Below are 18,712 nucleotides of genomic sequence, written 5' to 3'. Positions count from 1 at the left end.
GTCGCTATTGTTTCACGACTGCCGGCGCGATCGACGAGACCGGAAGCACGTCGTTCATCGAGCCTGATCGGTATCCCTGAGTATCGAGAGTGATGTAGGTGAAGCCGAGGGGGCGTAGAGATGCGGTAATCCTGTCGAGTACATCGAGATCGAGTGCGCGAGGTAAATCGACGCGGTCGATCTCGATGCGTGCCATCTCTCCGTGATGGCGCACGCGAACACGGAGAAAGCCCAGCTCATGCAGGGCCGCTTCGGCCTGTTCAACCTGTAACAGGTTTTCGCGGGTGACTGGACGTCCGTACTCAATGCGGGAAGAGAGGCAAGCTGAAGCGGGCTTGTTCCACAGATCCAGCCCCGCTTTATGGGCCAGTCGCCGGATCTCAGGCTTGGTGAGGTGTGCCGTTACCAGAGGAGCGAGCGCGTGGTGCTCGTTTGCCGCCTGCTGGCCTGGGCGGTAATCCCCTCGATCATCAAGATTCATGCCGTAGGCCAGATGTTGAAAGCCTCGCGCTTTCTGTTCGATCTCCATCCGCGAAAATAGCTCGTCTTTACAGTAAAAGCAGCGCCGTGAGTCGTTACGCTGGTAGTCGGGATTCTCCAGCTCCGTCGTCTGCAGAATATGCGTTGGGATTTCATGGGTCGCCGTGAACGCAAGCGCGCGTGCCAGCTCGGCGCGTGGCAGCGATGGCGAATCGGCGATAACGGCCAGCATCTTATTGCCGAGGACCTGATACGCTGCGTACGCCAGATAGGCCGAGTCGGTCCCGCCAGAGTAAGCCACCATTACGCTGTCCAGTCCACGGAGTGTGGATAAAAGCAGATCGCGTTTGGCCGCGAGATCCATTTCGTTATCTCCTACAGCATGATGGTATCGAATGGTGAGGAGCTTCGCGAGTTGCACCTTTGTTACAAACGTCCCACGCTCACCTGCTGCCATACGTCTTCGTCGACGGGGACCCCAAGCCGCATATTTTCTTCGCGAAGCTGAAGCGTCTGTTCGCCCGGATAGCGTATCGGTTTGGCCGGGTCAATGGGCGTTGCCTGACGTAGCGAGTCGACGATGCCATCGGCGATATGGTTCAGCTCCGATGCCGTGGCAAGGTTGGCCGGATCGATCACAAGAAAGACCTGGGACTGTCCTGCTTCCCGCTGCGGATCCTTGGGAAACTGATGTGTGGCCGTGCCACCCGAGAGCATCGCGGCGATCGCATCAAGCACCACGGCCAGCCCCGATCCCTTCCAATAGCCAATTGGAAGGGATCGCTGCGATCTCTCAATCGCGCCAGCATCGTCCGTCAGGTTGCCGTCGGAGTCGTAGCCGCCGGGGACCGGCAGCGGAACACCGCGTTTGCTGTAAGAGGCAAGTGTTCCGTAAGAGAACTGGCTTGTTGCCATATCGATCACAATGTTGCCGTTTGCACGGGGCACAGCCAGTACCAGTGGGTTGTTGCCGATTGCCGGAGTCGTCGCTCCCCACGCCGGAACGTTGGCGAGGGTGTTCGACCAGCAGATGGCGAACATGCCTTGGTCCGCTGCCTGCCAACCGAAGGCGCCGCCTCGCATCCAGTGGTTTGAATTCGCCAGGGCCACCGCACCGATGCCGTTCTTGCGCGCAAGCTCAATGGCTCGCGACATAGAGTCCTGAGCATTGAGATTGCCGATGCCTCGATTGCCATCCCATCGCTCGATGGCTCCAAAGGCAGCCGTAAGCGTAGGAATTGCATCGACGTGGATGCTACCGTTCTTTACCATTGCCGAGAATCGGGGAAAGCGGTTCAGCCCATGAGTGTAGATGCCATCGCGCGTCGTCTCGGTAAAGAGTTGAGCGCAGCGGCGTGCGCGGTCCTCTGGTATGCCGAGGTCGAGCATTGCCTTGTACAGAACGGAGTTGAGATCGTGGAACGGGACGCGAATCATACCCTGAGTCCTTGGAGATGAGCCAATTAGTGGAGCAAGGGAGGCAGCCTGTCGCTGACTCCTAACAAAAAGACCGTTCCGACGATGAAGCTGTATGCCGCTGTCAACGAAGTCATCACGAATTGCAATCGCGGTCTGTTTCGGCTGGAGACAAAAAGTCCGGATGCAGATGCAGTCATCAACGTGTTCATTGCCAGGAGTCCCGCAATGAAGCAAAACAAACCGAGAAATCCGCGGCTGGTTCCACCCAGGTTGGCTGCCAGCAGAAAGAGAAGCAGTTGCGATGGGGTCTCCGCGCCAAGCCCGTGGATGATTCCAACGAAGAAGACCGAACTGCGGTCATAACGAAACGCAAAGGCCTCAGGCTGAGGCGTTCTCGGTGCAATAAGCTTACGCAGGTACCATGCAGCATAACGAAGGCCTGTAATCATCAATGCAATACGGCTTGAAGGCACAGGATGCCGATGTTGCAATGAACCCCTACGCAAAAAAGCGACCAAAACGTAGAGAGCCAGCGCTATCAGCGTCGCTCCCACCAGCCGTTGACCAGCCTCATCCATTCCCGCAGGCAGGCGGAGATGCAGGAAGATGACTCCAGAGCCAAGCAGCCCGACGGTGAAGGCGTGCCCCAGCGCGTAGAGCAGTCCCAGCTTCATGCCTTCGCGCCAGTTGCGCTGAACGCTTGTAATATCGGTGATTGCAGCGAGATGGTCGTAGTCAAAACCGTGCCGAAGACCGAGCAGAACGCATGAAAGCAAAGCGAGTTCGAGCGCCGGGAGCATCTTGGGTAGGTTACGGCGTGACAGGCCATGGTGCAAGCAATGAAACAGTCAAGGTCAAGTAAAATTCTGGGAATAGAATTTTACTTGTGCCAGTAAAAAAGGAGTGAATTTGCCGATGAACATCGAAGATATCCTGCGCGATGTCTCTGAACCGAAGCCGCGAACGCCACGGCCTGTTGTGATGATCGGTTCAGGCGGCATTGTTCACGATGCCCATTTGCCGGCATATGCGAAGGCTGGCTTTCCCGTCACCGCGCTGGTTGACGTCAATCGCGAGCGCGCCGAGACGCTGGCAAAGAGGTTCAGTGTCCCGCTTGGGACAGATTCGATTGGTGAGGCCATCCGCTTTGCTCCTGCAAACGCCATCTTTGACGTGGCGGTTCCTGCGAAGGCGATTCCCAGCATCCTCCCCCAGTTGCCAGATAGCTCGGCCGTACTTATACAGAAGCCCATGGGCGATACGTTGGCCGAGGCCATTGAGATTCTGCGCATCTGCCGCGCCAAGGGGCTGGTTGCCGCAGTCAACTTCCAGCTTCGCTGGGCGCCGAACATGCTTGTGGCGCGTGCAATGAGCGCCAGCGGAGCGTTGGGCGAATTGCACGATATGGAAGTCTCGCTCAGCGTACACATGCCGTGGGAACTATGGAGCTTTCTGAACACGGCCCCGAGGCTTGAGATCACCTATCACTCCATCCATTACATTGATCTGGTTCGAAGCTGGTTCGGCAATCCGAATAGCGTTTACGCCAAGACAGTCCGCAGCCCTAGAACACCGAATCTTGCATCGACGAAGAGCGTCATCGTCTTCGATTATGGAGACGACAAGCGGGTCTTCATCGACACCAACCACAGCCACGACTTCTCTCCGCAAAAGCAGCGGAGCTTTGTGCAGTGGGAGGGCATGAACGGCGCCATGCGCGCGCAGATGGGTGTGAACCTGAACTATCCCATCGGAGAACCGGACAACTTTGAGTACGCGCTCCGCAACGGCGAAGGCTGGAAGCCCGTGCCCGTCTCCGGCAACTGGTTTCCAGACGCCTTTATGGGATCGATGGGATCGCTTCAGGCCTACATCGAAGGAGACGCTAAGACACTTCCAACCAGCGTTGAGGACGCCATCGACACGATGCGGACCGTTGAGGCCGCGTATCTGTCGAGCGCTCGTGGAGGCGTGGCGCTCCCGGTTGAATAGCCGCTACGTCAGCGGCCCATCCATCCACCATCGACGGTCAACACCGTGCCGGTGATGTAGTCGCTTGCAGGGGAGCTCAGAAAGAGCGCGGCTCCCGCGATGTCGGTCGGATCACCCCATCGGCCTGCGGGAATGCGCTCGAGTATCTGGCGATTGCGGGTCTCATCGGCTTGTAGCGGCTCGGTGTTGGTTGTGGCAATGTAGCCGGGCGCGATGGCGTTAACCTGGATGTTCTTTGGCGCCCACTCGTTCGCCAGAGCCTTTGTCAGTTGCGCGACTCCGCCCTTGCTCGCGGCATACGCAGGGACGCGGATGCCGCCCTGAAAGCTGAGCAGGGAAGCAATGTTGACGATCTTTCCCGGCGCCTTGCGAGCGATCATGTCACGCCCGGCAAGCTGCGAAAGCTGAAAGACGCTGGTCAGATTGACCTGCAACACCGTCATCCAGTCTTCCAGCGGATACTCGTCCGCATTGTGGCGAATGATGGTGCCGGCGTTGTTAATCAGGATGTCGACGCGGCCAAGCTTCCCTTTGACCTCCATGAAGAGTTGCTCTGCTCCCGTGGCACTGGAGAGATCGGCGCGAAAGGCGACAGCCTTTGGCCCGATGGCGTCGGCCGTCTCGGTTGCTGCCCGGCGGTTGCCATGCACTGCCACGGTCGCGCCCGCATCGGCCAGCCCTTGCGCGATGGCGGCGCCTAGGCCGGTAGCGGCGCCGGTAACGAGGGCAACCTTATTGTCCAGACGAAATGAGTCGAGGATGTTTGGCATATCTCTCTTAATCTAACGACGCACACTGCAAGGAGCAAACGAATAACAGTCGAATGCTGCCCCCGTCTCCACAGACGTGTTATTGACGCTCGTATTTCGTGTTTCGTATGGTTGAAGGGTTCGTTTCCAGGGCGCTCACAGTTTTTCTCTGGGCCCGACCCTGGTTAGGGCATATGGCTTAGGGGTATTGCAAGGACGAACGATATCCTTGTCACAGAAGACTGCCTAAGAGGCTCTGCAAATAGAGGAGAGTTGCAATGAGGCACTACCAAATGGCAGATTCGGTTCGGTACGGCTTGATGAACACCGAGGAGCTGCGTGAGACATTTCTTCTGGAAGAGTTCTTCCAGCCGGGCGAGATCGAGTTCGCTTATGTCGACCTGGACCGCACCGTGATCGGTTCGGCTGTGCCGGCAAAGACCGCACTGAAACTTGAGGCAGAGCCGGAACTCCGCGCTGATTATTTTCTCGAGCGCCGCGAACTAGGCGTACTGAACATCGGAGGCGCCGGCACGGTCACCGTCGACGGCAAGACCTTCGCGATGGACAAGTTGGATGTGCTCTATGTGGGGCGCGGCTCGAAGGACGTGACATTTGCCAGCAAGGATGCGTCGAAGCCCGCCGAGTTCTACCTGTTGAGCTATCCCGCGCATGCGGAGTATCCGACCGCGATGGTGAAGTTTGCCGATATGAAGCCGGTCGAGCTGGGAACGGTCGAGACCTGCAACCGGCGGAAGATCTACAAGGCCATCTATAAAGACGGCATCAAGAGCTGCCAGTTGGTGATGGGCTTCACCATGCTGGAGCCGGGAAGCAACTGGAACACGATGCCGCCGCACACGCATATGCGGCGCAGCGAGGTCTATTTTTACTTCGATGTGGACCCGGCGCATCGCGTGCTTCACCTGATGGGGCCCCCGGACGCGACCAGCCATCTGGTGATGGCGAACAAGGAAGTTGTGGTTTCACCGGGGTGGTCGATCCATGCCGGTGTGGGAACAAAGCACTACACCTTCTGCTGGGGCATGGGCGGAGAGAACCAGGTGTATGACGACATGGACGCAGTAGCAATTACGGAGCTTAGATAGATGAGTGCAAGTTTGACGATTCGCAAGAAGGAAGAGTGCAAGTGGGATCTGGTCAGCCTGGGCGAAGTGATGCTTCGTCTCGATCCGGGCGACGTTCGTGTCGCGACGACGCGGCAGTTTCAGGTTTGGGAGGGCGGCGGCGAGTACAACGTCGCTCGCGGCCTCAGGCGCTGCTTCGGGCTGAAGACGGCGATCGTTACGGCGCTTGCCGACAACCCGGTGGGACGCCTGGTTGAGGATCTGATGAACCAGGGCGGCGTCGACCAGAGCCATGTGCAGTGGGTCAAGTATGACGGCGTGGGCCGCACGGTGCGTAACGGTCTTAACTTCACCGAGCGCGGGTTTGGCGTGCGCGCCGCTCTTGGCTGTTCGGATCGCGGCAACACCGCTGTCAGTCAGCTCAAGCCCGGCCAGATCGACTGGGACGATATTTTCGGTAAGGAAGGCGCTCGCTGGTTCCACACCGGCGGAATCTTCTGCGCTCTGAGCGAGACGACACCCGAGGTCTGCAAGGAGGCGCTGGTTGCGGCGCGCAAGCACGGCGTGATGACCAGCTACGACCTGAACTATCGCGACTCGCTGTGGAAGTCGATCGGCGGTAAGGCCAAGGCGACCGAGGTCAATCGCGACCTTGCGCAGTATGTCGACGTGATGATCGGCAACGAAGAGGACTTCACCGCAGCGCTCGGCTTCGAGATTGAGGGCGTTGGCGACGATCTTGGCGAACTCGATTCGGCGAACTTCCGCAAGATGATCGAGAAGGCAGTCGCGGCGTACCCGAACTTCAAGGCCGTGGCGACGACGCTGCGTCATGCGAAGACGGCCAGCGTTAATGATTGGGGCGCGGTCTGCTACTACGAGGGCAAGTTTCACGAGGCGCGGCCGATGCCCGACCTCGAGATCTTCGATCGGGTGGGCGGCGGCGACTCGTTCGCTTCGGGGCTGATCTACGGGTTCCTGAACGAAAAGGGCGCCGACTGGGCCGTGAACTGTGGCTGCGCTCACGGAGCGCTGGCGATGACGACGCCGGGCGACACGACGATGGCGACGTTCGATGAGGTTCAGCGCGTGATGAAGGGCGGCGGCGCTCGCGTACAGCGGTAAGACAGAAATTGTTGACTGAGCGAGATTGAAATGCAGGTCCTTCGACTCGCTTCGTTCGCTCAGGATGGCAAATCGCAGGTTAGGAGTAGGGCGTATGACGAAGGTTGAAGTGTTGGCTTCTTTGAAGCAGATTGGACTGGTTCCGGTGTTGCGTGCCGAATCGGTTGAGAAGGCGCTGGCGCTGGCCGAGGCGATTGCCGCGGGCGGTGTGACGGTGCTCGAGATTACGATGACGGTTCCGGGCGCGATCCAGGTGATGCGCAAGCTGGCAGAGCAGCGTCCCGACATCCTGATCGGCGCGGGAACCGTTCTGGACGCGGAGACGGCGCGGGCCTGTATCCTTGAGGGCGCAAAGTTCGTTGTGAGCCCGGCGCTGAATGTGAAGACGATCGAGATGTGCCATCGCTACTCGGTTGCGGCGCTGCCGGGCGCGTTGACGCCGACCGAGGTGGTTACGGCCTGGGAGGCGGGCGCGGATGTCGTGAAGATATTTCCCGCGAGCGCGATGGGGGGAGCCAAGTACCTCAGCTCGCTAAAGGCGCCGCTGCCGCAGGTGGAGATGATTCCTACGGGCGGCGTCTCGCTGGCGACGGCGAACGACTTCCTGGAAGCTGGAGCCTTTGCTTTAGGTGTAGGCGCTGATCTGGTGAATACAAAGGCGATGGCGGAAGGGAAACCCGAAGTTGTCACGGAGAGCGCGAAGAAGTATCTTGCGATTGTGAAAGAGTTCCAGGCAAAGAAGAACTGACCCTCTCCGATGGGTCTTTAGACAGTAAGAAGCCGCAGCTACCAGATTGGTGGCTGCGGCTTAGTTTTTGAGTGATGGAAGAGTTGTTTATTCCACGCTGTAAGTTAGAAGCTGGCGCGAAGTGAGAGTTGGATCTGTCGATTGGCTCCGATACCGACCTGATTGCCTACGGTCGATGAGAGGTTTCCAAACGAAGATCCGGCTGTTGCAGCGCTGAAGGGTGCTCCGGGTTGATTCGCCGCGCCAGTGGTCAGAGTCTGAGCGAGGCGGACGTTACCCGGGTTGGAGTAGTTGGGGTGGTTGAGGATGTTGAAGACCTCGGCCTTGAAATCGAGCGTGTACCTCTCGGTGGTGTGGAACGATTTGCCGAGGGTCATATCGAGCTGAGCGAGGTTGGGGCCGCTTAGATCGTTACGACGCGCATTGCCGAAAGTTCCCGGCGCTGGAGCTGAGAACGCTGCAGGGTTGATGTAATTAATTCCTGACTTGAGATAAGGGTTAACACCGGGAACGACGTTCGGCCGGCGGATGTTGCGCGTGTTGCCGCCGCCGGGAACGTTGACGACTGCCGTCGTCTGAACAACGCCGCCTGCGACGACAGGGCTGGCGAAGGTCTGTCCGGCGATGCTGGCACCGGGGTTCCCAACATAGGCGACGTCGGGACGTGTGATCAGGACGTCAATCGGAACTCCGCTGCGGACGTTGACGATGCTGCCTACCTGCCAACCGCCGGCGAGCAGATCCATGGGGCCGGAGAGCGCATACTGCTTGCCCCGTCCGAAGGGCAGATCGTAGAGGGCGGTGAAGTTGAAGCTATTGCGGATATCAGAGGACCCACGGCCGTACTCCAGACCAGCACCGTAGATCTGGATAGGCGCCTGGGCCGTAGTGGCTTCGTTGGATCCGCTCGATGTACCGAGTTCCTTGGCCCAGGTGAACTGTGCGCCCATAGACAGACCATGAGCGAAGCGCCGCTGGAGTGAGGATTGCAGCGCGTTGTACATATCGGTGCCTCCCGAGGTCTTGTAGTCGATCTCGGCAAAGCGGCTGCCGAACTCACGAACTGCCGTTCCAGCACCAGTGGTGGGGTTCGTCGTCACATTGGTGATGAGATTGGTGATGGAACGAAGGAACAGATTGCGTCCGGTCGATCCAACGTAGGCAACCATCAACTGGAACTGTCCTGGCAGGCTCTGCTGGACAGAAGCGGTGTAGGTGGTGATGCGCTCCGGAAGCTTGTAATTGGGAGCGTAGGCGCGGGGCTGATAGCCAAGGGTCGGGCTGTTGATATCGTAGTTCGCATACACATCGGTGGCAGGGTTGATGGGATAGACCTTGCCGGAGGTGAAGGTGCGCTGGACGCGGTCGTTGGCTTCGGGCTGGATCTGGTCTTCGGTCTGACCGGGGCCGTAGAAGACGCCGCCCCCTGCGCGGATGACAGTCTGGCCATTGGAGAATCCGGGTGACCAGGTGAGTGCGAGACGCGGACCGAAGTTGGCCTTCGAGCTGGTGTACCAGTCACCGGTGTATCCGGGCTGGATATTCCCTGTTGCCATATTGAAGACAACAACCTTGTTGCGTGCCTCGTGGAGCGGGGAGTAGTACTCGTACCGCAGACCATAGCTGACGGTGAAGTTTGGCTTGATGTGCCACTCATCCTGAGCGTAGCCGATGTAGTAGGTCTGCTTGACCTGTGCGTTGCCGCTGAGTCCGGTAAAGGGGCTCTTGTCGCTGAGGTCGCCGTAGAACTGGATCTGGTTGGGCGAGTTGCTGGTGAAGGCGGCGATGGAGTTATAGGTGTAGGTGGTTCCGCCGATCTGGTTGTTGTAGAGCGAGAGCGGCCGGACCTCAACACCAAACTTCATGTTGTGGTTCCCCTTCTGATAGGAGAAGTTGTCGATGTAGGAGTAGCTCTGGCCGGTGTAGGGAGCGCCGACTCCATTGAAGGAGCTGGAAAGGCTGATGAGCGCGCCGACGTTGGTGAGACCGGCGACAGCGATACGGGTGCGGCTGAGGTCGGCGTTGGGGCTTGCTCCTGGGATTCCCTGCACACGCATCTTGATACCGTTGAAGCCGAACTTGGTTTCGTTGAAGATGTGCGACGACCATATCTGGTTGAAGGCGAGAACACCGTTCTGTGGAACTTCAACCTGGCCGAATTTGCTGAGCGAGGCGTCCTGAACCTGCGTGGAGACGCCCTGGTCGCGGTTATAGCGAGCATAGGCGCTGAAGCGGTCGTTGATGTGGTAGTCGAAGCGGATGGCGCCGAAGTCTTCCTGAATGCGGTTGGCTCCAACCGTGGTTACCGTTCTTGAGGCGAATGCAGGGTCAGAAGGGAAGGGATCGGCAGGGAACGCAGCAAGTAGAGGATAGATGGCGCTGGTGGTCGAAATCTGCGACCTGGTGTAGTTGCTGAGTGTTGCTTGCGTGTACGGGGCAGCCCATACCTGACGAAGCCCTTCGTAGTTGGCGAAGAAGAAGAGCTTGTCCTTGAGAACGGGGCCGCCGATGGAGCCGCCGAACTGGTTGAGGCGGAACTTGGGGTTACCGCCGGCAGCGGTGGGAGTGGACTTCGCATTGAAGCGGTTGCGCGCGTCGAAGAAATCGTTGCGGAGATACTCGAAGGTGGAGCCGTGGAAGGCATTGCCGCCGGACTTGGTGAGGAAGCTGATCTGGCCGCCAGTCCCGGTTCCCATCTCGGCGGGGTAGCTGGAGGAGTCGATGCGGAACTCCTGAATGGCTTCGAGAGACTGCTGGAGGCGGAAGAGCGAGGTCAGCTCACCGTTGAGGTTGCCCGGGGATGTATCGATAATGGAGGTCGCTTCGATTCCGTCGAGACGGATGATGTTCTGCTCGTTGGACCGGCCGGAGAAGCGGATGCTATCGAAGGTGCCGGAGCCTGCGTTGGTGGCGCCAGGTACGAGCAGGTAGAGCTGCGAGATCTGGCGGCCGTTGATAGGGAGATTCTCGATCTCGCGGCTGGCCACGTTGCCGCCGATCTTCGCCGACGAGGTATCGAGATCGACTGCATTGGCCTCGACGCTGACGGTGCTCTGATTGCCTTCGAGTGTGAGCTTGTAGGTCTGGCTGAGTTCCTGACCTAGTTGAAGTGTGAGGTTCTTGCTCGTGAGCGGCGTGAAACCTGACGCAGAGAATTGCAGAGTATATGTCGAAGGTGGCGCCGAGAAAAAGTTGAAGAGACCGTCCTGATTTGTGGTGGTCTGACGGCTGAGTCCGGTCTTCTCGTTGATCAGCGTGACCTTGGCGTCAGGGATCACCGATCCGGAGGGGTCCTGAACATAACCGGAGATCCTACCGGTCGTGGTCTGCGCGAGACTGGCGGTTACGAACAATGTTAAAACGGCAAGAATGCGGATGAGTTTCATTGAGTCCTCATGTGGGGTCTGGATTAAGTCTGGAGGGACTCAATGAAAATTGCGTTACTTTTCGGTGAATAGCCGGAGTATTAAGGCTGGTTGGGCGTGGAATAAGCCGCCAATGTTTCAGTTCGATTAAATAGTCAGCGATTACGCTGCGCGAGGCTGCGCGTCAGTCAGCGCTGAGAGGCTGGAGAGGTATGGAAGCGTCTGCTCCGGTTCCGAGCTCCTGGTCCTTGAACTGGAGTTCGTAGAGCTTCCAATAGAGACCGCGCAGGGCGAGAAGCTGCTGGTGGGTGCCGCGTTCGCGAAGCTGGCCCTTATGCATGACGAGGATGGTGTCGGCGCGCTGAATGGTGGAGAGCCGGTGCGCGATGAGGATTGAGGTGCGTCCGGCGATCATGCGCGAGAGGGCGAGGCGGACGCGAAGCTCGGTATCGGTATCGACGGAGCTGGTGGCCTCGTCGAGGATGAGAATGCGCGGCGCGTGGGCAAGAGCACGGGCGAAGCTGATGAGCTGCTTCTGTCCGGTGGAGAGCGTGGCGCCGCGCTCGCGGACCGGCTCCTTGAATTGGAAGGGGAGGGTGCGGATGAAGTCGCCGACGTTGACCTCGTCACAGGCCTTTTCGAGAGCTTCGTCGGTGATCCATGCCGATCCGAGGCGAACGTTATCGGCGATGGTGCCCGTGAAGAGGAAGGGATCCTGGAGGACGACACCAAAGCGGCGGCGGAGAGTAGTGAGGTCCTGACTGCGGACATCGACGCCATCAACGAGGATCTTGCCGTGCTGGATGTCGTAGAAGCGCATCATGAGGCCGGTGATGGTCGTCTTGCCGGCACCGGTATGGCCGACGATGGCGGCGGTCTCATCGGGGTTGATGGTAAAGGAGACGCCGCGGAGTATCCATTCGATGTCGTGAACCCACATCTCAGAATCAAGATGTGGGGCACCCGGGTCGTGGGCTGCGAGATAGGCTAGCTGTTCGGGCCTGAGCGTCTGGTAAGTGAACCAGACATTGCGGAACTCGACGCGGCCCGAGTTGTCGCCAGTGATGGGATGCGCGGGCGTAACAATTTCAGAGTGAGTGTCGAGGAGCTTGAAGACGCGCTCGGCGGCTGCCATTGCGGCCTGGAGGATGTTGTACTTTTCGCTGAGGTCCTGGATGGGACGGAAGAAGCGCTGGGCGTACTGCATGAACGCGATCAGGACGCCGAGTGTGACAGCGCCGTGGATGACGCTGCCCCCCCCGCGCCAGATGACGAGTGCGATGGCGGTGGAGCTGAGAAACTCCACGATAGGGTAGTAGAGTGCGTAGGCGAAGATCGCGTCGGACCAGGCCCTCTTGTTTTCTGCGTTGACGGCTGAGAAATCGTTGAAGGCGCGACGCTCGCGGTTGAAGAGCTGAACCACGGACATTCCACTCACATACTCCTGTGTGAAGGAATTGATGCGGGCAGTGGCGGAGCGCTGGCGGCGGTAGCTGTCGCGCACGTGCTTGCGGAATATCTTCGTCACATAAAGAATTGCCGGAATGACCGAGATGGTCAGCAGGGCCAGTGGCCAGCTCATTCGCAGCATAATGATGACGATGAAGGCAAGAACAAAGACGTCCTCAAAGATGGCGAGAACGCCGGAGGTGAACATCTCGTTAAGCGCGTCGACATCCGATGTGACGCGGGTGACGAGTCGGCCCACGGGGTTGTGGTCGAAGAACGAGGGCGACATGCGCTGCAGGTGGCGGAATATCTGGCTGCGAAGATCGAACATGATCTTCTGGCCGGTCCACTGCATGAGGTAGGTTTGTACAAATTCGAGCACGAAGGACAGCAGCAGAGCGCCGAGGTAGAGTCCTGCGAGCTGGCTGATGCCGGTCATGCGGTCGCGGCTGAGATGCTGCGCGAGCCATGAAAGGTTCGTGGGCGGGAGCTCGGCCATGTAGGTGTCGACTGCGACCTTAACCAGATACGGCCCCAGGACATCGGTAGCGGCCTTAACCAGGATGGCGACAGCGGACAGTGCAACCTGTAGTTTGTATGGTTTGAGGTAGACCAGCAGACGGCGCATGAGACGGCCATCGTAGGCCTTGCCCATGATCTCTTCGTCCTGCGGCTTTTTCTTTGCAGGCTTTTTATCAGTCACTGTCTGCCGGTCGGCCATCTCTATGCATTCTAGATGCCCGGTGGTAGAGGAAGATTCTAAAGAGCTTATCGATGTGACGAGAGGGGCGGTGCGCTCCGCCATCTCGTGCGTCGTTATAGAAAAATCTTAAGGTTGTTTTTGTGCAGGGACTGTTGCGACTCCACGAATGGCGCCTTGATCGGAGATCTGGGCGAAGACGATTAGGTTCATATGTGACGCGGATTCCTCAGAGGGCGCCGAGATGCGAAACGGGACCGGGCCCTTGGCGAGGTCCTGCAGCTTTCCGATGCGCTGAAAGGTGCGAACGACGTTGACGTGGTCAAGGTGGTGACCTCCGTTTTCGCCACCCTTGACGTCGGTAGAGTCGGTGAGATCGACCAGGGCCGCATAGAGATCGTCGTGAGGCAGGGGATCTTTGCTCGATGTGGAGACGGAGCTGGCGACGTGCTTTCCGTCCATCGTCGGCGCTGCGAGATCAAGGGGAATCTTGGGCGACTCCGCTGCTTTGGCGATGGATGTCAGAGCCTTGGATGGGTCGTTGCCGGTGAACTGGAAGGAGCCATCGACAACCATCTGCGGAGTGTACGGATCGTCGAACCGGAGCCGCGGAGCATAGCCTTTCTGCCGCAGGGTATAGAGGGGCGAGGAGAATCGATCATGCCAGCCCAGACCCTCCCAGTAGTCGACGTGCTCTTCAAGGACGACGACCTGGACGCCGCTGACGGGCTGTTGGGCCTTCAGCGCTGCCAGAAGCTTGTCGGCAGGTGGACAACTGGAGCATCCCTCGGATGTAAAGAGTTCGACGAGAACAGGAGTGCGGGACTGGGCAAAGGCTGCGAGAGGAAGTAACGCAATGGCAACGGTTGCGAGACGAAGAGCTGCTGACATCCCTGGAGTCCTTTCGAATCGTCCCTGACCTTCGTGGACGATTCTATCGACCTGTTGGATTCGAGCACGAGGTTATTGGTCACAAAGAAAAGCGTGTCCGTGAAAAAATAGCAGGTGAGGTTGTTGTGACGGCAGATCATCGCGTAGGACTCTATCTTTCGGTGCCGTTCTGCAAGGCGAAGTGCAGCTTCTGCAACTTTGCCTCGGATGCGTTTGCGCCGGGGAGGATGGACGGTTATGTCGACCGGTTGTGCGAAGAGATACGCGGGGCGGGAGAGCGCGCGGAGCGGATGGAGGCAGAGCTCGGGCGCGAGGCGGACTCGATCTACTTCGGCGGCGGAACCCCGAGTCTTCTTTCGGACGAGCAGTTCAGGCGCATCTTCGCTGCGCTTCGGAATGCGTTCGATGTGACCGCGGGCGCGGAAACAACGCTGGAGTGTGCTCCCGGGCAGCTTGAAGAGAAGACGCTGACGGAACTGCTGTGGCAGGGTGTGAACCGCGTGAGCCTGGGAGTGCAATCGTTTGTGGACCGCGAGTCTGCGGCGGTGGGACGGCTACATACCGGCGCGCAGTGCGAGGCGGAGATCGCGCGGCTGCGTGCGGCAGGAGTGAACTCGATCGGCTTGGATCTGATTGCGGGCCTGCCGCACCAGACGGAGGCGAGTTGGCGCGAGTCGGTACAGCGGGCGATTGCCTGCGGAGTCGACCATGTGAGCGTGTACATGCTGGAGATCGACGAGGACTCGCGACTGGGACGCGAGGTGATCTCTGGCGGCGTGCGTTACGGCGCGGACGTAATGCCTTCGGAGGACGAGGCAGCTGCATTTTACGAGAGAAGCTGCGAGATGCTTGACGCAGCCGGTATTCGGCAATATGAGATATCGAATTTTGCGTGTGAAGGCCGTAAGTCGAAGCACAATTTGAAGTATTGGAGGCGCCTGCCTTATTTGGGCTTCGGTCTTGATGCGCATTCAATGCTGCCGCGGCTCAAGCACGAAGGGGAAGCGATTCGTTTTCAGAACATTGACAACTTGAATACCTACATGGGGAGCGCGGACGGGGTATTGTCACTGCTGCCATTCAGTAAGACTCCAGAACACGAGGCCGTTCGACGAGATGCATCCTTTGAGGAGTCATTGTTTCTTGGGCTTCGATTGAACGAAGGAGTCGATCTCGATGTGTTGCGTGAGAGATTTGGCTTTGCTTCGGTGCAGAGCGTAATGCCAGCGGTACTCGAGGCGAGGGAAGCAGGCATGGTGCAGATCGACGGCGAGTGTGTTCGATTGACGGCGCGTGGACGCATGGCTTCGAACGAAGTCTTCAGCAGGCTGCTGCTTGCTGTAGCGACGTAGGTGTAGCTCCTGCACTTTGGGAGGAGAGAGGCGGGCATGACAATCGATCTTCGCAGCGACACGGTAACGAGGCCTACAGCGGCCATGAGACAAGCCATGGCGGAAGCTGAAGTAGGAGACGATGTATACGGCGAGGATCCAACGGTGAACCGACTGGAGAGTGACGCTGCCAGAATCTTCGGGAAGGAGGCAGCAATCTTTGTTCCGACTGGATCGATGGGGAACCAGATCGCCATTCGTTTGCACACGGAGCATGGGCAGGAGGTTATCTGCGAGGCGCGGGCACATGTGATGGATTGGGAGATGGCGACGATGGCGGCGTTTTCCGGCTGCCAGCCACGGACGGTTGAGGGGGAACGAGGAGTCCTGACCTGGGAGAAGATTCGCCGCGCCATTGGCCCGAAGATTTATTACCGGCAACCTACAGGCATGGTGTGCATTGAGAATACGCACAACATGGCAGGCGGAACGGTGACTCCTCTGGAAGTGATGAAGGAGATCTGGCGCGGCGCGGAAGAGGCCGGACTCCCGGTGCATCTGGACGGCGCAAGAGTTTTTAACGCGGCTGCCGCGTTGGGTACGAGCGTTGCTGAGCTCACCGCAGGGTTCGACACGGTGATGTTCTGCCTGTCGAAGGGGCTCGGTGCGCCGGTGGGTTCGATGCTATTGGGAACGGCCCAATTGATCGAAAGAGCACGTTCGTTTCGCAAGGCGTTGGGTGGCGGGATGCGGCAGGCAGGAGTGCTGGCAGCGGCTGGGCTCCTTGCCCTGCATGAGATGCCGAAGCGGCTGGGAGAGGACCACGCCAATGCGCGGATTCTTGCTGAAGCGGTTGCGAGTGGAGCGAACGTAGAGATTGACCTGGACGCAGTGCAAACGAATATCGTAATTTTCAACCTGAGAGGAGGCTACGATGCCGCAGCCTTCTGTTCTGCGTTGAAGGGCAAGGGGGTGCTTGCGAGCGCTGTTGGTCCGCACTCGGTAAGATTTGTGACACACCTCGATGTGAGCGGAGAGATGTGTGAGCTTGCCGCCGGGATTGTGACGGAGGAGCTTTCAAGTCTCCCGTCTGCAAAGCTCTAGGGACGGCCAGGCACCTTGATTGGTGAGAGGGGGACGGCGGAAGGTTCGGCTGTGTGCGCGACAACAACTGGAAGCGTGACATTTACAACGACCCCGCCATCGTCGTGGTTGGATATTCGTATAGCACCACCTACGCGCTCGCATATGGCTTTGCAGATAGAAAGTCCGAGCCCTGTTCCTCCGCTCTTTCGGCTCCGTGACGGGTCGCCACGATAAAACGGCTCGAAGAGGTAGGGCAGGTCTTCAAGAGGAACACCCTCGCCATGATCGCGAACCGTCAGAAGCATGTTCCCGGCTTCAGCTTCAAGCGCAATGTGAATCGAACTCTCTTTGCTGGAATGTTGCAACGCGTTGAGAAGGACGTTGGAGCACAACAATAAAGCGTCACGATGGTCGAGCGGCACCACAGTATTTGTGACAGAGGTAAAGACAATATCGATTGTCTTCAACCGGGCCAAATAGCTGCTTTGATGGATTGCTTCCTCCATGGCCTCGCTCAGTGAGCAGTTGGCGGAAGTGCTGTGGGGAGTATCGTCCGGCGACTGTTCCAGGCGGGCAAGCGTGAGCATTCTTTGCACGGTTTCTTCAAGGCGCGCAAAATCTTCAAGGCTGAGCGCAAGACCGTGGCTGTACTCATCTTGAGTTCGCCTGCGCATAGAGAGCAATTGCAGGGAAGACTTCACGATGGCAACATCGGTTTTCAGCTCGTGCGCGGCATCGCTGGTAAAACGCCGCTGCTGCTCGAACGCGCGTTGCAGCCTTGCCAGCGCAGCCTCAAGAGCGTCCGTAAGCGGGCGGAGCTCCACGGTGTTCCTGGCACTGGACGGAGCCTCGAACGTCCAGTTCTTCGAACTGATGCCATCGGCCTCGCGAGCCAGTTCATGTAAGGGTGAGAGGTATTTCTTGATGAACCACAGCATGACAACTGTCGTGATGCCTAGCAGGAGGGCCGTTGCAAAAATGAAAAAGCGGATTGCCTCCACGACCTCGTGCCATACACGCCCGAACGGCATGCCGTAAAGGATGTTGATGTGATGCGTGACACCCCCTGTAGGCGCGCCAGGGTCGATGACGCGAACTCCGTGGATGACATATAGGCGGTAATGTCTCCCTGCAACGGTAACGTTGTGAAATCCAGGAGATGAGGAATAGCCACTGAAAGCAGTAACCACATCTCCCTGAGATCCGAGAACCTTTCCGCTTTCGTCTACCACGCGATAGATCGCGTTTTTGTTGAGGTGCATATCACGGAGATCGAGGAGTACATTGTCGTGCTCATCTTCCGCGTCCTGTACTGCTCCCATGAGGGAGTCCGCAGTGCCCACAAGAGTTGCGTCGAATGCCTTCATCTCAAGGTGCCGCTCGCGAACAGCCACTGCGGTAATAAGAGCGAGTGCAGAGAGAACTTCAAGCGCCAGCACGGTCAGTACGAGGCGGCGCGTAATCGAGATGAGGCCGTTTTTCACGATACGTCCCCGCTTCGGAGGCGATAGCCTCTGTGACGTAACGTTTCGATCAGCGGTTCGGAGTCGGCGCGGTTGAGTTTTCTTCGAAGGTTGGAGATGTGAGCTTCAATGACGTTGGAGTGATGCTCCCAATCAAAATCGTAAAGATGTTCCAGCAACTCCTGCTTTGAGACGACTGCACGCGGACGGTGCATCAGGTATTCCAATATGCGGTACTCGGTGGGTGAGAGCTCTATTGGCTGGTTGTGACGATGAACGGTCTGGTTAACGGTATTGACCTCAATCTCTCCCATCGCCAGCACTGAGGTTGCCTTGCCCTTTCCCCGGCGAATAAGCGCCTTGACCCGCGCGATGAGTTCTCCGAGATCGAATGGCTTGCCAAGATAATCGTCGGCGCCGGCGTTGAGCAATTGAATAATTGACTCCTTGCCTTCCTGAGCCGTCAGAATCAGTACTGGTGTGTGCAATCCCCTCTGCCTGAGATCGCTGAGTACCTTCTGGCCGCTCTTTCCGGGAAGCATCAGGTCCAGGACAATGGCGTCGTAGACGTCCTGGTCCGCGAGAAGTGACGCCGTGGATCCATCTCCAGCGTGATCGACCGCCAAACCGACCTCACGCAGTGCTGCCACGACATTCTCTGCAAGCCGTTGCTCGTCTTCGACCAATAAAACCCGCATCGTTCAGCCCTGGTTTTAAGTATCACAAGCAATACTTAAGATCACCTTAATGATATTTTCAGCTTATCGCCGCAAGCGATCGACAGCGTTTTCAGGCTACATATTCAGCGTGGGACTACGCAGTCAAA

15 protein-coding genes are annotated in these 18,712 nt (G+C 58.3%); 6 read left to right on the top strand and 9 right to left on the bottom strand.

The window, feature by feature from the left end; genetic code table 11:
- Window positions 1–4: 4 nt before the first annotated feature.
- The 3 genes from larE to JSS95_05210 all read right to left on the bottom strand — a co-directional run bounded on the left by larE (window position 5) and on the right by JSS95_05210 (window position 2,699).
- On the bottom strand, window positions 5–844 hold the full coding sequence (gene larE / locus JSS95_05220) for an ATP-dependent sacrificial sulfur transferase LarE (protein ID MBS1799209.1): 840 nt from the start codon (window positions 842–844) through the stop codon (window positions 5–7).
- 62 nt (window positions 845–906) lie between these two features.
- Window positions 907–1,917 carry a 3-dehydro-L-gulonate 2-dehydrogenase gene (yiaK, locus tag JSS95_05215; protein MBS1799208.1) on the bottom strand — a complete coding sequence of 337 codons (1,011 nt, stop codon included), beginning with the start codon at window positions 1,915–1,917 and terminating at the stop codon, window positions 907–909.
- A 26-nt stretch (window positions 1,918–1,943) separates the two neighbouring features.
- Window positions 1,944–2,699 (bottom strand): hypothetical protein, encoded by a 756-nt coding sequence (locus JSS95_05210; GenBank protein MBS1799207.1) that lies wholly within the window; start codon window positions 2,697–2,699, stop codon window positions 1,944–1,946.
- A 115-nt stretch (window positions 2,700–2,814) separates the two neighbouring features.
- Between JSS95_05210 and JSS95_05205 the strand changes: the two genes are divergently transcribed.
- Complete coding sequence (locus tag JSS95_05205; protein ID MBS1799206.1) at window positions 2,815–3,891, top strand: Gfo/Idh/MocA family oxidoreductase; 1,077 nt, start codon at window positions 2,815–2,817, stop codon at window positions 3,889–3,891.
- Window positions 3,892–3,899: 8 nt separating this feature from the next.
- Here JSS95_05205 and JSS95_05200 read toward each other — a convergent pair whose 3' ends face one another.
- The gene (locus JSS95_05200) at window positions 3,900–4,652 is read right to left on the bottom strand and encodes a glucose 1-dehydrogenase (protein MBS1799205.1); all 753 of its coding nucleotides are present in this window, start codon (window positions 4,650–4,652) and stop codon (window positions 3,900–3,902) included.
- A 266-nt stretch (window positions 4,653–4,918) separates the two neighbouring features.
- Between JSS95_05200 and kduI the strand changes: the two genes are divergently transcribed.
- From kduI to JSS95_05185, 3 genes are all read left to right on the top strand, one after another.
- Window positions 4,919–5,749 carry a 5-dehydro-4-deoxy-D-glucuronate isomerase gene (gene kduI, locus JSS95_05195; GenBank protein ID MBS1799204.1) on the top strand — a complete coding sequence of 277 codons (831 nt, stop codon included), beginning with the start codon at window positions 4,919–4,921 and terminating at the stop codon, window positions 5,747–5,749.
- Window positions 5,750–6,853 (top strand): sugar kinase, encoded by a 1,104-nt coding sequence (locus tag JSS95_05190; protein ID MBS1799203.1) that lies wholly within the window; start codon window positions 5,750–5,752, stop codon window positions 6,851–6,853.
- A 94-nt stretch (window positions 6,854–6,947) separates the two neighbouring features.
- A complete protein-coding gene (locus JSS95_05185; GenBank protein ID MBS1799202.1) occupies window positions 6,948–7,601 on the top strand; it encodes a bifunctional 2-keto-4-hydroxyglutarate aldolase/2-keto-3-deoxy-6-phosphogluconate aldolase in 654 nt (217 codons plus the stop codon).
- Window positions 7,602–7,705: 104 nt separating this feature from the next.
- Here JSS95_05185 and JSS95_05180 read toward each other — a convergent pair whose 3' ends face one another.
- The 3 genes from JSS95_05180 to JSS95_05170 form a co-directional block, all read right to left on the bottom strand.
- Window positions 7,706–10,987, bottom strand: a complete 3,282-nt coding sequence (locus tag JSS95_05180) for a TonB-dependent receptor (protein MBS1799201.1) — start codon at window positions 10,985–10,987, stop codon at window positions 7,706–7,708.
- A 163-nt stretch (window positions 10,988–11,150) separates the two neighbouring features.
- On the bottom strand, window positions 11,151–13,136 hold the full coding sequence (locus JSS95_05175; protein ID MBS1799200.1) for an ABC transporter ATP-binding protein: 1,986 nt from the start codon (window positions 13,134–13,136) through the stop codon (window positions 11,151–11,153).
- A 108-nt stretch (window positions 13,137–13,244) separates the two neighbouring features.
- Window positions 13,245–14,006 (bottom strand): DUF1223 domain-containing protein, encoded by a 762-nt coding sequence (locus JSS95_05170; protein ID MBS1799199.1) that lies wholly within the window; start codon window positions 14,004–14,006, stop codon window positions 13,245–13,247.
- 125 nt (window positions 14,007–14,131) lie between these two features.
- Between JSS95_05170 and hemW the strand changes: the two genes are divergently transcribed.
- Together hemW and JSS95_05160 are read left to right on the top strand one after the other, a co-directional pair.
- Window positions 14,132–15,358, top strand: a complete 1,227-nt coding sequence (hemW, locus tag JSS95_05165; GenBank protein MBS1799198.1) for a radical SAM family heme chaperone HemW — start codon at window positions 14,132–14,134, stop codon at window positions 15,356–15,358.
- 36 nt (window positions 15,359–15,394) lie between these two features.
- Window positions 15,395–16,441, top strand: a complete 1,047-nt coding sequence (locus JSS95_05160) for an aminotransferase class I/II-fold pyridoxal phosphate-dependent enzyme (protein MBS1799197.1) — start codon at window positions 15,395–15,397, stop codon at window positions 16,439–16,441.
- Here the strand turns inward: JSS95_05160 and JSS95_05155 are convergent.
- Complete coding sequence (locus JSS95_05155) at window positions 16,438–17,907, bottom strand: HAMP domain-containing histidine kinase (protein ID MBS1799196.1); 1,470 nt, start codon at window positions 17,905–17,907, stop codon at window positions 16,438–16,440. The two genes, JSS95_05160 and JSS95_05155, sit on opposite strands and share 4 nt — an antisense overlap.
- The gene (locus JSS95_05150) at window positions 17,904–18,584 is read right to left on the bottom strand and encodes a response regulator transcription factor (protein ID MBS1799195.1); all 681 of its coding nucleotides are present in this window, start codon (window positions 18,582–18,584) and stop codon (window positions 17,904–17,906) included. The genes JSS95_05155 and JSS95_05150 overlap by 4 nt, the downstream gene beginning before the upstream one ends.
- Window positions 18,585–18,712: the final 128 nt, after the last annotated feature.

Source organism: Acidobacteriota bacterium (genome assembly GCA_018268895.1).
Lineage (GTDB): Bacteria > Acidobacteriota > Terriglobia > Terriglobales > Acidobacteriaceae > Edaphobacter.
The sequence above is the reverse complement of the archived record's forward strand: the minus strand, read 5'-3'. Positions and strand labels throughout refer to the sequence as shown.

Coding starts and splice junctions, on each gene's coding strand:
- JSS95_05150 (MBS1799195.1), bottom strand. CDS start 18,584: ATGCGGGTTTTATTGGTCGAAGACGAGCAACGGCTTGCAGAGAATGTC.
- JSS95_05180 (MBS1799201.1), bottom strand. CDS start 10,987: ATGAAACTCATCCGCATTCTTGCCGTTTTAACATTGTTCGTAACCGCC.
- JSS95_05190 (MBS1799203.1), top strand. CDS start 5,750: ATGAGTGCAAGTTTGACGATTCGCAAGAAGGAAGAGTGCAAGTGGGAT.
- yiaK (MBS1799208.1), bottom strand. CDS start 1,917: ATGATTCGCGTCCCGTTCCACGATCTCAACTCCGTTCTGTACAAGGCA.
- larE (MBS1799209.1), bottom strand. CDS start 844: ATGGATCTCGCGGCCAAACGCGATCTGCTTTTATCCACACTCCGTGGA.
- kduI (MBS1799204.1), top strand. CDS start 4,919: ATGAGGCACTACCAAATGGCAGATTCGGTTCGGTACGGCTTGATGAAC.
- JSS95_05185 (MBS1799202.1), top strand. CDS start 6,948: ATGACGAAGGTTGAAGTGTTGGCTTCTTTGAAGCAGATTGGACTGGTT.
- JSS95_05205 (MBS1799206.1), top strand. CDS start 2,815: ATGAACATCGAAGATATCCTGCGCGATGTCTCTGAACCGAAGCCGCGA.
- JSS95_05175 (MBS1799200.1), bottom strand. CDS start 13,136: ATGGCCGACCGGCAGACAGTGACTGATAAAAAGCCTGCAAAGAAAAAG.
- JSS95_05160 (MBS1799197.1), top strand. CDS start 15,395: ATGACAATCGATCTTCGCAGCGACACGGTAACGAGGCCTACAGCGGCC.
- JSS95_05170 (MBS1799199.1), bottom strand. CDS start 14,006: ATGTCAGCAGCTCTTCGTCTCGCAACCGTTGCCATTGCGTTACTTCCT.
- JSS95_05210 (MBS1799207.1), bottom strand. CDS start 2,699: ATGCTCCCGGCGCTCGAACTCGCTTTGCTTTCATGCGTTCTGCTCGGT.